The following is a 12892-nucleotide window of genomic DNA, read 5'->3' as shown; positions in this document are numbered from 1 at the left end:
GCGGCAAACCTGTCCTGCATTCCAGCAAACCTCGAAGATCAAAACGCTATCTGGCGATGATAACGTTTGTTACAGCGCCCCACCAACGGGGGCTCCAGCGCAGTTGGCACACAAGCATGAGTTCACTTCTTCAAGCGCCCCGCCGGGGCGTCCCGACCCTGGGCTGGGACCTGGTATACGCCGTCGAGATCTCGCATCTGAACGCGCGCATCGCGGCCGGGCAACCTGCGCCGCGGCAATTTTCCTCGGCCTACGGTGAAGAAATTTCCGTCGAGGGCACGCTGGGCGCATGGCAGATCGTGCCCGGCGGCGGGGCGGATCGGATCTTCCTGCAGATTCCCATCCTGCATGCCAGCATGCGGCACGCCGACCGCATCCAGACTTTTTATGGCTCGGTCACGGTGTCGGTCAGCCTGGCCTACGTGGCCGAGGCTGAAGGTCACACGTTGCGGATCCGGAGCGATCGCGACGACGACAAAGCCGCCTTCCATATCGAATGCACGGACCTCGGCGCGCTGTGCGGGCTGATGGGGCGTTCCATGGTCGAATCCTCGTTGCACGACTGGATCGCCACCCATGCCGGGGCCTTCCGACATGCGCTCGCCACCATCGCGCTCGATCCGCCGCGCACCGACGCGCCGCACGCCTGGCTCAAGCCCACCACCATCAGCTACGCCTATGCCGACCGGCCGGCGCGCGGCGACGGCGTGCTCGCCATTCTGGCCATGACCAACGGCCGCCCGGGCGGACACCTCAAGCAGCAGGTGATGGCCAGCGTGATCGCCGACAAGCAGCCGGCGGCCATGCTGATCTCGCCGCACCTGCTGCTGGACAGATTGATCCTGCCTGCGCTGGCCCTTGCCTATCCGGGCACGCAGCGCGAAGACTTCGAGTTCGTGGGCGACTTCCCGATGCTGCAGCTCAAGGCGCCGCGTCCGCTCGGCGTCGATCAGGACGACGGCTTGCCCGCCGCCCCCACCCTGCACTCGCTCACCCTGTCTTTCACGGGCAATCAATTCGTCTGCGAGAGCGAAACCTCGTTGAGCGACGGCGTCGTCACCGAACATCGGCGCGTGCTGAGCCGCCAGGTGCTGCGCATGCAGACCGACGCCGAGGGCCGGCGTCGCATTGCGTTCGTTCAGGAGGGTGAGGCCGAAGTGCATCCGTGGAGCACGATGCACGCCGACGCGCCGAGCCGGACATCCCCGCCCCCCGCCTGGCAGCCGGCCATGGCCGGCGTCGTGTCGCTGCTGGTGAACGGCCCCGTCATGCTGGGCGGCCTGGCGCTTGCGGCCCTGACGGGCGGCCTGCCGCCGCATGCAGACGCCGAGCCCGCCGACCCATCCTGTGGCGGGCCGTGGGGCCTGCCGGCCGAGCCGCTCGCGTGCGATGCGAGCCGCCCGTTCGCCTGGGATGGCAGCGCATCGTTTGCGCTGAAGTCGGTCGACCTGGCCGAGAGCCTGCGCTTTTCCGGCACGCCCTGGCCCCAGGCCTGACCGCGGCCTGGCTCAGCCGCGGCCGACGAACGGCATGTTGGTCGCCATGATGGTCATGAACTGAACATTGGCGTCGAGCGGCAGCTTGGCCATGGCCACCACGGCGTGCGCCACGTGCGCCACGTCCATGCGCGGTTCGACAGAGGTCGTGCCGTTGGCCTGGAGTACCCCTTTGGCCATGCGCTCGGTCATGTCGGTGGCGGCATTGCCGATATCGATCTGACCGCAGGCGATGTCGTACTGACGGCAGTCGAGCGAAATCGACTTGGTGAGGCCGGTCACGGCATGCTTGGTGGCGGTATAGGCGATCGAATACGGCCGCGGCGCATGCGCCGAGATCGAGCCGTTGTTGATGATGCGTCCGCCGCGCGGATTCTGGGCCTTCATCAGCCGGATCGCGGCCTGGGCGCAGAAGAACATGCCGTTCAGATTGGTATCGACCACCTCGCGCCAGGTCTCGATCGGCAGATCCTCGATCGGCACCGCCGGCGCGCCGCGCCCGGCATTGTTGAACAGCACGTCCAGGCGGCCATACTCGCGCTGCGTCGTTTCGAACAGCTCGCGCACGGATTCTTCGCGCGTCACGTCGGTGGGCACCACCAGCGCCCGCACGCCATCTTCGCCCGCCGCGATGCGGGTCTGGTCCAGCGGCTCGCGGCGCCGTCCGGCGAGCACGACCCGATATCCCTGGGCCAGGAACTCGAGCGCGACGGCGCGGCCGATGCCGGTCCCCGCGCCAGTGACCAGGGCGACCCGGGCAACCGGGATCTCGGGCGTTTCAGACGTTTGGGAATTCACGGATCGCTCCAGCGGTAGATTTGTAACCGCGCCATCCTACCCCAAAGGTCGCGGGTGCATTGCAAGCGCCGGTGACGATTTTGCTCCAGCCTTGCAACACCTTCGCGTAGCCTTCCGCACGGGGCCGGCGCGCCGCGATCCGTGCCGATTTGCTATGCTTCGCCTCTCGTTCCGTGTGTTTTCCGCTCCATGTCCGCTCACTCCGGCAATGTTTTCATGGTCGTCGCCCCCAGTGGCGCCGGCAAATCCAGCCTGGTCCGCGCTCTGCTCGACCGCGACCCGTCCATCGTGCTGTCGATTTCCTGCACCACGCGCGCGCCGCGTCCGGGTGAAGAGGATGGCCGCGAATATCGTTTCGTTACGCCCGAGGCGTTCAATGAGATGCGCGAAGGCCAGCAGTTGCTCGAATGGGCCGAGGTGCATGGCAACTTTTATGGCACGCCGCGCGACCGGATCGACGCCGCCACCAAGGCCGGCCAGGATGTCCTGCTCGAGATCGACTGGCAGGGTGCGCGCCAGGTGCGCCAGCGTTACCCCGACGCGATCGGGATTTTCATCCTGCCGCCCTCGATTGAAGAGCTCGAGTCGCGCCTGAAGGCGCGCGGCCAGGATGCCCCGCAAGTGATCGCGCGCCGCCTGCTGGCGGCGGGGGGCGAAATCGCCCACGCGCCGGAATGCGAATATGTTATTATTAATCAAGAATTTAGCGTAGCCCTCGCGGAGCTGAACCAGATCGTCAGCGCCGCACGGCTACGTTTTTCGTCTCAGGCTGTCCGAAATTCCCAGTTGTTCGCACAACTCGGCATCCCGGCCGCACACTGAAGCGATCCCCTATCACCCGTCAGCATCAGGTATTTCTCCATGGCCCGTATCACTGTCGAAGACTGTCTGAATCAGATCCCCAATCGTTTCAAGCTCACGCTGGCCGCCACGTACCGCGCCCGCGAGCTGGCTCAGGGCCACGCCCCGCGCCTGGACAGCAAGGACAAGCCCACGGTGACCGCGCTGCGCGAAATCGCTTCCGGCCTCACCGGCCTGGAAATGCTGCGTAAAGTCCCGACCTGATCACGGCCGGGGAGGCGGCAGGCATGGCTTTTCCCGGACTGAAGTACGCATCTTCAGGACTGCTCGCGGCGCTGCGCGCCGGCTCTCGACTGGGCCGGCGCAGCCCGAAGAAAAACGCGGCCCTGCCCCAGGCGCAGGCGGCTGAAGAGGCCGCACAGGCGGCCGCGCTGCCGGTCGCCTCGCTCGCTCCCCTCACCGAGATCATCAGCACCTACCTCGATCCCAAAGAGGTCGAACGGGTGCGCGAGGCGTATCGCTTCGCCGATCAGGCCCACCTGGGCCAGTTCCGCGCCAGCGGCGCCCCCTACATCTCCCATCCGATCGCCGTCACCGAGATCTGTGCGGGCTGGAAACTCGACGCCAATGCGCTGTCGGCCGCCCTCATGCACGACGTGATCGAAGACCAGGGCGTCACCAAGCAGGAGCTGGCCGAGCGCTTCAGCCCCGAGGTGGCCGAACTGGTCGATGGTTTGTCCAAGCTCGACCGTCTCGATTTCGCCACCAAGGCCGAGCAGCAGGCCGAGAGCTTTCGCAAGATGCTGCTGGCGATGGCGCGCGACGTGCGCGTCATCCTCATCAAGCTGGCCGACCGCCTGCACAACATGCGCACGCTGGACGCGGTCAATCCCGAGAAGCGCCGCCGCATCGCGCGCGAGACGCTCGAGATCTACGCGCCCATCGCGCACCGCCTCGGCCTGAACCTGCTGTTCCGCGAACTGCAGGATCTGTGCTTCGCGGCGATGTATCCGAATCGCTATCAGGTGCTGTACAAGGCCGTGCTGGCCGCGCGCGGCAACCGCCGCGAAGTGATCAGCAAGATCGAGGACGCCGTGCGCGCCGCCCTGCCCGCCGCCGGCATCGAGGCCGAGGTCACGGGCCGCGAAAAAACGCTGTTCGGCATCTATCGCAAGATGGCCGACCAGAAAAAGACCTTCTCCGAGGTCCTGGACATCTACGGGTTCCGCGTCATCGTGCACACGCTGCCCGAGTGCTACCTCGCGCTGGGCACGCTGCATCAGCTTTACCGGCCGGTGCCGGGCAAGTTCAAGGACTACATCGCCATCCCCAAGGTGAACGGCTACCAGTCGCTGCACACGACGCTGGTCGGCCCGTATGGCACGCCGGTGGAATTCCAGTTCCGCACGCGCGACATGCATCACATCGCCGAAGAAGGCGTGGCCTCGCACTGGCTCTACAAAGAAGCCGACCTCACGCTCAACGAGCTGCAGAAGCGCACGCACCAATGGCTGCAGTCGCTGCTCGACATCCAGAGCCAGACCGGCGATTCGGGCGAGTTCCTCGAGCACGTCAAGGTCGACCTGTTCCCGGACGCGGTGTATGTCTTCACGCCGCGCGGCAAGATCATCTCGCTGCCGCGCGGAGCCACGCCGGTCGATTTCGCCTACGCCATCCACACCGACATCGGCAACCAGGCCGTCGCGGCCAAGATCAACAACGAGTTCGTGCCGCTGCGCACCGAACTCAACAGCGGCGACGCGGTCGAGATCATCACCTCGCCCGCCTCGCGCCCCAACGCGCAGTGGCTCAACTACGTGCGCACCGGCCGCGCCCGCTCCGAGATCCGGCATTACCTGCGCACGGTCAAATACGAAGAATCGGTCGCGTTCGGCGAACGCCTGCTCACGCAGGCCCTGCAGGAGCTGCATCTGCCGCTCGCGCCCGCCGACGATCCGATGTGGGAAAAGCTGGCCCGCAGCAGCGGTGCCTCGTCGCGCGACGAGATCCTGGCCGACATCGGCCTGGGCAAGCGTCTCGCCGCCGTCGTGGCGCGCCGCTTCGCGCCGGAGCACGCGCTGGTGGCCACCACTGCCGCGGCCGTCGACGAAATCACCTCGGCCCGCAGCGCGCCCATCCTGATCCAGGGCAACGAGGGCCAGGCCGTGCAGCTCGCTCCGTGCTGCGGCCCGCTGCCCGGCGATCCCATCATTGCCGGCATGCGTCTGGGCCACGGCCTGGTCGTGCATATCGACGACTGCCCCGTGGCGGCGCGCCAGCGCGCCCGCGAGCCCGAGCGCTGGGTCACGGTGGCGTGGGACAGCCACACCGCCAAGCACCTGGCCACGCGCCTGGACATCGTCACGCGCAACGAGCGCGGCGTGCTCGGCCGTCTGGCCGCCGAGGTCACCGCGGCCGACGCCAACATCGTGCACGTCACGATGCACGACGATGCGGTATCCACGGTCTCGCTGCACCTCACGGTGCAGGTCGACAGCCGCAAGCACCTGGCCCAGGTCATCCGCGCCATCCGCCACGTACCCCAGGTACAGAAGATCGTGCGCGTGAAGGGCTGAGCGGGTCGCCCCGCTCGCGCGTTTCGCACGCGCCCTCAGCTCGCCGTCCACGACTGGCCGTCCGCGACTGGCCGTCCGCAACGCGCGCGTTTCGCTCAGCTCACGTGCTGCAGAAAGTCCCGCAGCCGCTGGCTCGGCGGGTCGCTCAACAGCGCGGCCGGCGCGCCGTCGTGCGCGATCCTGCCGCCATCGATGAACAGCAGCCTGCTGCCGACCTTGCGCGCGAATTCCATTTCGTGCGTGACCACGATCATGGTCATGCCCTCTTCGGCCAGGTCACGCATCACCTTGAGCACTTCGTGCCGCAGCTCGGGGTCCAGCGCCGACGTGGGCTCGTCGAACAACATCAGCTTGGGCCGGATCGCCAGCGCCCGGGCGATCGCCACGCGCTGCTGCTGTCCGCCCGAGAGCTCCGCGGGATAGTGCCCCGCCCGCTCTGACAGCCCGACCTTGGCCAGCAGATCCAGAGCCAGCTCGTGCGCTTCGTCGCGGCTCATGTCGCGCGTGTGCACCGGCCCGAACATCACGTTCTGCAAGGCGGTCATTTGCGGGAACAGATTGAACTGCTGAAACACCATGCCGGCCTCGCGCCGGATCTCGCGCACCTCGCGCGCCGAGCCCCGCACGCTGAGGCCGTCGACGCGCAGATCGCCGTCGTCGATGGTCTCCAGCACATTGATGCAGCGCAGGAAGGTGGACTTGCCCGACCCCGAGGGCCCGACCACCACCACGACCTCGCCCGCGTCGATCGCGAGCGAGATCCCGTCGAGCACCGTGGTCTCGCCGAAGCGCTTGATGACGTTGTCGAACTCGACCATGCTCATAGTATGCGCATCCTGGTTTCGAGCAGCCGCAGGCCCAGTGCCATCATGCCGGTCAGGATCAGATAGATGATGGCCACCGCCGACCAGATCTCGACCGCGCGGAAGTTGCTGGCCATGATCTCCTGCCCCTGGCGCGTGAGCTCGGCCACGCCGATCACGATGAAGAGCGAAGAGTCTTTCAGGCTGATGATGCATTGATTGCCGAGCGGCGGGATCATGCGCCGGAACGCGATGGGTCCGATGATGTAGAACAGGATCTTGTAGAAAGGCAGGCCCATGGCCTGCCCTGCCTCGCGCAGCCCCTTGTGCACCGACAGCAGCGCGCCCCGCACGATCTCGGCGATGTAGGCGCCGGAGTTGATCATGAGCGTGGCAATCGCGGCCATCACCGGGTCGACCCGGATGTCGAACATCAGCGGCAGCGCAAAATAGATGAACATCACCTGCACGACGATCGGCGTGCCGCGGATCACCGCGACATAGGTGAGCGCCAGCAGGCCCAGCACCCTGTTGCCGTAGGCGCGCACGACGCCGGTAAGGGCGCCCAGCAGCGCGCCCCCGACCAGACCCAGCGCGGTGATGTACACGGTCATGCGCGTGCCCTCGATCAGGCTGGGCAGGGCATTTTCGATAACGGACCAGTCGAATTCCACGAGCGTCCCCTTCGAACGAAGGCGGCCCCCGACCGGCCCACGATGGACCGGCGGGACGCGCCGTCAGTACCGTTGCGCTGCGTTCAGGGCTTCTTGCCGAACCACTTCGTGTAGATCGCGTCGTACTGGCCGTTGGACTTGAGCGTGGCCAGGGCCTTGTTGACCTCCGGCACGAGCGCACTGCCCTTGGGGAAGGCGATGCCGTAGAAATCGCCGCTCTTCAGGGTGCCCGCGACCTTGACGCGGCCCTTGCCCGCGGTGTTGGCGTAGTACTGCACGTTGGGCGTGTCGTGCACGGCGGCGTCGACCCGGCCCGTGGCGAGCTCGAGGTAGGCGTTGTCGATGTTGGGGAACAGACGCAGCTGCGCCTTGGGGACCTGCGCGCGCAGATAGTCGACCGTGGCGGTGCCGGTCTTGACGGCGACCGACTTGCCGGCCAGATCGGCGGCCGATTTGATATCGGTGTTTTTCTCGCTGACGAGGATCGCCAGGCCGCTTTCGTAGTAGGGATCGGAGAAGTCGATGACCTTTTTGCGGTCGTCGCGGATCGTGATGCCGGCCAGCGCCACGTCGATGTTTTTGGTTTGCAGGCCCGGGATGATGCCGTTGAAGTCCATCGGCTGCAGCTTGTACTTGAGCTTGAGCTCCTTGGCGATGGCTTCCCAGAGGTCGATATCGAAGCCGGTGTAGGTACTTCCCTGCTTGAACTCGAACGGCACGAACGCGGTGTCGGTGGCCACCACCAATTCACGCCCCTGCGCCTGGGTGGACGTGACGCCCGCCACCGAAGTCGACAACCCCAGCAACAACGCAGCAACACTACGCTTGAACATGGAAAGTCTCCTCACTCTGGTTATGTCCGCGACGCCGCGCCTGCGGCGCCTGGATTGCATCGCCTCGTTCAGCCAGGGGCCGAGGGGCTTCGAAGATCTTAGCGCAGCTTGCCGCGCCTGCGATGCTGTAACGAATATTCAGGCCGAACGCGCACGCCGCCCGGCGCCCCTACAATGAATCGACAACCCGGAGGTCTGCCATGCCGTTCAAGCCTGTCTCCATCCGTGGTACCCGCCGTGAGATCGGCGCGGCGCTGGGCAAGCTCGCGCGCCCGATCATGGAACCGTATCTCGACCAGAGCCGTACCTGGCAGGCGCTGCGCCCGTGGCGCGGCCATTCCTATCTCGAAAGCCTGGCCGACACGGCGCGGCTGCGCCTGCCCGCGATCTGGGAAGAGCTCGAGGGGCTGGCCGAGGGCCTGCGCCTGCCGCTCGATGACGTGCTGCTCTGGCACTGCCGGGGCGACCTGCTGCACAAGACCACCGACGGCTGCACGTCGATCGCGCTGCGCGACGCCGGCGGGGTGCGCTGGATCGCGCATAACGAGGACGGCGATCCCTGGCTGTACGGCCGCTGCCAGCTGGTCGATGTGCAGCCCGACGACGCGCCGGGCTACGTCAGCTTCTACTATCCCGGCTCGCTGCCGGGGCACACCTTCGCGGCCAACCGGGCCGGGCTCGTCCAGACCATCAACAATCTGCGCATCCGCCAGCGCCATGCCGGCGTGCCGCGCATGCTGCTGGCGCGCGCCGTGCTCGACTGCGCCACCCTGCCCGACGCGCTGACCCTGCTGCGCGACGCGCCGCGCGCGGGCGGCTTTCATCACCTGCTGGGCTCGGCGCACGATCAGCGGCTCTACAGCGTGGAGGCGGCGCCCGCCGCATGCTCGGTGCTGGAAATCGGGCGCGGCTACGCTCACACCAATCATCTGGTGCACGCCGGCAGCACCCGGCAGGCTCAGGTGGTGAGCGACTCGTCACGCGCCCGCCACGACAAGGCCGAGCGCGCACTGGACGTCTGGGGCGGCATGGCACAGCCGAGCGATCTGATCGCGCTGTTGCACGATGACAGCGGGCCGTTGCCGATCTTGCGCCGCGCGCCCGACGATCCGGACGACGAAAACACGCTGGCCACCGCCTGCTTTCGCATGGACGGTGGCCAGGTAACGCTGGCGGTGCACGATCGTCAGGCGCTGCCGGCGCAGACGATCGTGCTGTAGGGCTACGCGGCCTGCGCGGCCTACGCGGCCTACGCGGCCCGGCCCGGCCTACGCGGCCCGCGGCCGACCGAAGCCGCCGCCGCCCGGGGTTTCGACCACGAACACGTCGCCCGCCTTCAACTGCGCGCTGTCCTGCGGCCCGAGCTCCTGCACGGAACCGTCGGCGCGCTCGACGTAGTTGCGGCCCATCTGCGCGGACTCGCCGCCTGCCAGGCCGAACGGCGCGAAGCGGCGGTTGTTCGACAGGATGGCGGCCGTCATGTCTTCCAGGAAGCGCACCCGGCGTATGCCGCCGTCGCCGCCCGGATAACGCCCGCGCCCGCCCGAGCCGTGCCGGATCTCGTACGACTCCAGACGCACCGGGAACCGCAGCTCCAGCACCTCGGGATCGGTCAGACGCGAGTTCGTCATGTGCGCCTGCACCAGCGAGGTTCCGGCAAAGCCGGGGTCATCGGCGCCCGTCGCGTCGATGCGCACCGGACCCGCGCCGGTGCCGCCGGAGATGGTCTCGTAGTACTGGTAGCGCGCATTGCCGAACGTGAAGTTGTTCATCGTGCCCTGGCTGGCGGCCAGCACGCCCAGCGCGCCGTACAGCGCATTGACGACGCACATCGAGGTCTCGACGTTGCCCGCCACCACCGACGCCGGCGGGTTGGGACGCAGCATCGAGCCGGCCGGAATCACGATCTCTAGCGGCTTGAGGCAGCCGGCGTTGAGCGGAATCTCGTCGTCGACGAGCGTGCGGAACACATACAACACCGCCGCCACCGCGATCGCGCCCGGGGCATTGAAGTTGTTCTCGAGCTGCGGCGAGGTGCCGGTGAAGTCGACCACGGCGGTGCGAGCGGCGGTGTCGACCTTGACGCTCACCTTGATCACCGCGCCGTTATCCAGCGGATACTCGTAGCGGCCGTCCTTCAGCACCGAGATCACGCGGCGCACCGCCTCCTCGGCGTTGTCCTGCACATGGCCCATATAGGCGCGCACCACGTCCAGACCGAAGTGGTCGCACATGCGCAGCAGCTCCTGCACGCCCTTCTCGTTGGCCGCGATCTGCGCGTGCAGGTCGGCGATGTTCTGGTCGGGGTTGCGGGCGGGCCAGCGGCCGGACGCCAGGATCGCGCGCGCCTCGGCATCGCGGAACTCGCCGTTCTTGACCAGCTGGAAGTTGGTGAACAGCACGCCCTCGTCTTCCACCGTGCGCGAATCGGGCGGCATGGATCCCGGCGTCGTGCCACCGATATCCGCGTGGTGCCCGCGCGAGCCCACGAAGAACAGGATCTCTGCGCCCGCGCGGTCGAACACCGGCGTGATGACCGTGACGTCCGGCAGGTGCGTGCCGCCGTGATACGGATCGTTCACCACATAGGCGTCGCCCTGTCGCATCGCGCCGGCATTGGCATTCATCACCGTCTTGATGGACTCACCCATCGAGCCCAGATGCACGGGCATGTGCGGCGCATTGGCGATCAGATTGCCCTCGGCGTCGAAGATCGCGCAGGAGAAGTCCAGGCGTTCCTTGATGTTGACCGAGTACGCGGTGTTCTGCAGGCGATAGCCCATCTGCTCGGCGATCGACATGAAGAGGTTGTTGAACACCTCGAGCATGACCGGATCGGCCTGCGTGCCGACGGCGCGGCGCTGCACGCGCTCTTCCACCCGCTTGAGCACGAGGTGATCGAGCGCCGTGACTTCGGCCTGCCAGCCCGGCTCGACCACCGTGGTCTGATTGGGCTCGGAGATGATGGCCGGGCCGGGCATCGTGTCGCCGGGCACCAGATCCTCGCGCACATACAGCGGCGTGTCGCGCCAGGCGCCCGCGCTGTACATGCGGACCTGGCCGCGCGCCGACAGCGGCGTGGCGCGGCTGCGCTCGACCGGCGCTTCGGTGGCCTGCTCGCCGCCGCCCGTGGCCTCGACCGAGATGGTCTCGACCACCAGCTCGCGGCCGGGCATCAGGAACGAATAACGCTGGCGATACGCGGCCTCGAACGCGGCACGCATCTCGTCGAGCGCGCCGAACGTGACGTCCAGCGCGGTATCGGTGCCGCGATACTTCACATGCAGACGGCGCACGACGCGGATGTCCTGCGCGGCCACGTGCTGGCGGCGCAGTTCGCCCTCGGCCAGATCGGCCAGCTCCTGCAGGCCCGCCTCGAGTTCATCGAGCAGCTCGGCCGACAGCGTCTTCTCGACCGTCTTCTGACGCATGTCGGTCTGGTCGGCCAGCCCCATGCCATAGGCGGAGAGCACGCCGCCCAGCGGATGCGCGAACACGGTGGTCATGCCCAGGGCATCGGCCACCAGGCAGGCATGCTGGCCGCCGGCGCCGCCGAAGGTGGTCAGCGCGTATTCGGTCACGTCGTGGCCGCGCTGCACCGAGATGCGCTTGATGGCCTCGGCCATGTTGCCCACCGCGATTTCCAGGAAGCCCTCCGCCAGTTGCTCGGGCGTCATGTCGCGGCCGGTGGCCTCGCGCACTTCGACGGCCATGGCCTCGAACTGCCGCGCCACCGCATCGCGATCGAGCGCTTCGTCGGCGCCCGGGCCGAACACGCGCGGGAAGTAGTCGGGCTGGATCTTGCCGAGCAGCACGTTGCAGTCGGTGACGGCCAGCGGACCGCCGCGGCGGTAGCAGGCCGGACCGGGGTTGGCGCCGGCCGAATCCGGCCCCACGCGCAGACGCGCGCCGTCGAAGTGCAGAATCGAACCGCCACCGGCCGCGACCGTGTGGATGCTCATCATGGGCGCGCGCATGCGCACGCCGGCCACCTGGGTTTCGAACTCGCGCTCAAACTCGCCGGCGTAATGCGACACATCGGTGGAGGTGCCGCCCATGTCGAAGCCGATCACACGCTCGAAGCCGGCCAGTTCGCTGGTGCGCACCATGCCGACGATGCCGCCCGCCGGGCCGGACAGGATGGCGTCCTTGCCGCGGAAGCGGTGGGCGTCGGTCAGGCCGCCGTTGGATTGCATGAACATCAGGCGGATGCCGGGCAGCTCGCCCGCCACCTGATCCACGTAGCGCTTGAGGATCGGCGACAGATAGGCGTCCACGACCGTCGTGTCGCCGCGCGACACGAACTTGATCAGCGGGCTCGCCTCGTGCGAGACAGACACCTGCGTAAAGCCGATCTCGCGCGCGATCGCCGCGGCGGCCTGCTCGTGCTCGGGCGACTGCCAGGCGTGCATGAACACGATGGCCATGGCGCGCACGCCTTCGTCGTACGTGGCCTGCATGGCGGCGCGCAGCGCGGCCTCGTCGAGCGGCGCGACCACCGCGCCGTCGGCGCCCACGCGCTCGTCGGCCTCGACCACGCGCTCATACAGCAGCTCGGGCAGCTGGACGTTACGCTCGAAGAGACGCGGGCGATTCTGATAGGCGATGCGCAATGCGTCGCGGAAACCGCGGGTGGTGACCAGCACGGTGCGCTCGCCCTTGCGCTCCAGCAGCGCGTTGGTCGCCACCGTGGTGCCCATCTTGACGCACTCGACCTGCTCGGCGGGCACGGGCTCGCCGGGCGCGATGCCCAGCAGCTTGCGGATGCCCGCGACGGCCGCGTCGCGATACTGCTCGGGATTCTCCGACAGCATCTTCGCCGTCGTCATGCTGCCATCGGGGCGACGCGCCACGATATCCGTGAACGTACCGCCACGGTCCACCCAGAATTGCCACTTCATAACACCCTCG

General features: G+C 67.5%; 10 protein-coding genes. 5 read left to right on the top strand and 5 right to left on the bottom strand.

All coding sequences use genetic code 11. The features are described 5' to 3' along the window. The first annotated feature begins 116 nt into the window (after positions 1-116). The gene (locus CAL25_RS07680) at positions 117-1496 is read left to right on the top strand and encodes a TULIP family P47-like protein (RefSeq protein WP_170948426.1); all 1380 of its coding nucleotides are present in this window, start codon (positions 117-119) and stop codon (positions 1494-1496) included. Positions 1497-1508: 12 nt separating this feature from the next. Here the strand turns inward: CAL25_RS07680 and CAL25_RS07675 are convergent, their stop codons facing one another. Beyond that, a complete protein-coding gene (locus CAL25_RS07675) occupies positions 1509-2294 on the bottom strand; it encodes an SDR family oxidoreductase (protein WP_249278986.1) in 786 nt (261 codons plus the stop codon). A 189-nt stretch (positions 2295-2483) separates the two neighbouring features. Here CAL25_RS07675 and gmk point away from each other — a divergent pair, with 189 nt between their 5' ends. From gmk to CAL25_RS07660, 3 genes are read left to right on the top strand one after another with little or no spacing between them, the layout of a single operon-like run. Beyond that, positions 2484-3116: a guanylate kinase gene (gmk, locus tag CAL25_RS07670; RefSeq protein WP_094799338.1), complete on the top strand. Its 633-nt coding sequence runs from the start codon at positions 2484-2486 to the stop codon at positions 3114-3116. A gap of 39 nt (positions 3117-3155) precedes the next feature. Next, complete coding sequence (gene rpoZ, locus CAL25_RS07665) at positions 3156-3359, top strand: DNA-directed RNA polymerase subunit omega (protein WP_003811126.1); 204 nt, start codon at positions 3156-3158, stop codon at positions 3357-3359. A gap of 23 nt (positions 3360-3382) precedes the next feature. Continuing rightward, complete coding sequence (locus CAL25_RS07660; RefSeq protein ID WP_094799337.1) at positions 3383-5671, top strand: RelA/SpoT family protein; 2289 nt, start codon at positions 3383-3385, stop codon at positions 5669-5671. A gap of 95 nt (positions 5672-5766) precedes the next feature. On the opposite strand, the gene glnQ is transcribed toward CAL25_RS07660, so the two are convergent. The 3 genes from glnQ to glnH all read right to left on the bottom strand — a co-directional run bounded on the left by glnQ (position 5767) and on the right by glnH (position 7981). Beyond that, positions 5767-6495, bottom strand: coding sequence for a glutamine ABC transporter ATP-binding protein GlnQ (glnQ, locus tag CAL25_RS07655; RefSeq protein WP_094799336.1), 729 nt, complete (start codon positions 6493-6495; stop codon positions 5767-5769). Continuing rightward, positions 6492-7148: a glutamine ABC transporter permease GlnP gene (gene glnP / locus CAL25_RS07650; protein WP_094799335.1), complete on the bottom strand. Its 657-nt coding sequence runs from the start codon at positions 7146-7148 to the stop codon at positions 6492-6494. The genes glnQ and glnP overlap by 4 nt, the downstream gene beginning before the upstream one ends. A gap of 83 nt (positions 7149-7231) precedes the next feature. Further along, positions 7232-7981, bottom strand: coding sequence for a glutamine ABC transporter substrate-binding protein GlnH (gene glnH, locus CAL25_RS07645; RefSeq protein WP_094799334.1), 750 nt, complete (start codon positions 7979-7981; stop codon positions 7232-7234). Between the two features lie 200 nt (positions 7982-8181). Here glnH and CAL25_RS07640 point away from each other — a divergent pair, with 200 nt between their 5' ends. Beyond that, positions 8182-9201: a C45 family autoproteolytic acyltransferase/hydolase gene (locus CAL25_RS07640; RefSeq protein ID WP_094799333.1), complete on the top strand. Its 1020-nt coding sequence runs from the start codon at positions 8182-8184 to the stop codon at positions 9199-9201. Between the two features lie 48 nt (positions 9202-9249). Here CAL25_RS07640 and CAL25_RS07635 read toward each other — a convergent pair whose 3' ends face one another. Beyond that, on the bottom strand, positions 9250-12882 hold the full coding sequence (locus CAL25_RS07635) for a hydantoinase B/oxoprolinase family protein (RefSeq protein WP_094799332.1): 3633 nt from the start codon (positions 12880-12882) through the stop codon (positions 9250-9252). Positions 12883-12892: the final 10 nt, after the last annotated feature.

Origin of the sequence: Bordetella genomosp. 5 (assembly GCF_002261315.1) — a bacterium.
GTDB lineage: Bacteria > Pseudomonadota > Gammaproteobacteria > Burkholderiales > Burkholderiaceae_B > Bordetella.
This window is presented reverse-complemented; position numbering and strand designations above follow the sequence as displayed.

Excerpts from the sequence above, each read along its gene's own strand:
- CAL25_RS07680 (WP_170948426.1), top strand. The coding sequence starts at position 117 with ATGAGTTCACTTCTTCAAGCGCCCCGCCGGGGCGTCCCGACCCTGGGC.
- gmk (WP_094799338.1), top strand. The coding sequence starts at position 2,484 with ATGTCCGCTCACTCCGGCAATGTTTTCATGGTCGTCGCCCCCAGTGGC.
- rpoZ (WP_003811126.1), top strand. The coding sequence starts at position 3,156 with ATGGCCCGTATCACTGTCGAAGACTGTCTGAATCAGATCCCCAATCGT.
- CAL25_RS07660 (WP_094799337.1), top strand. The coding sequence starts at position 3,383 with ATGGCTTTTCCCGGACTGAAGTACGCATCTTCAGGACTGCTCGCGGCG.
- glnQ (WP_094799336.1), bottom strand. The coding sequence starts at position 6,495 with ATGAGCATGGTCGAGTTCGACAACGTCATCAAGCGCTTCGGCGAGACC.
- glnH (WP_094799334.1), bottom strand. The coding sequence starts at position 7,981 with ATGTTCAAGCGTAGTGTTGCTGCGTTGTTGCTGGGGTTGTCGACTTCG.
- CAL25_RS07640 (WP_094799333.1), top strand. The coding sequence starts at position 8,182 with ATGCCGTTCAAGCCTGTCTCCATCCGTGGTACCCGCCGTGAGATCGGC.
- CAL25_RS07635 (WP_094799332.1), bottom strand. The coding sequence starts at position 12,882 with ATGAAGTGGCAATTCTGGGTGGACCGTGGCGGTACGTTCACGGATATC.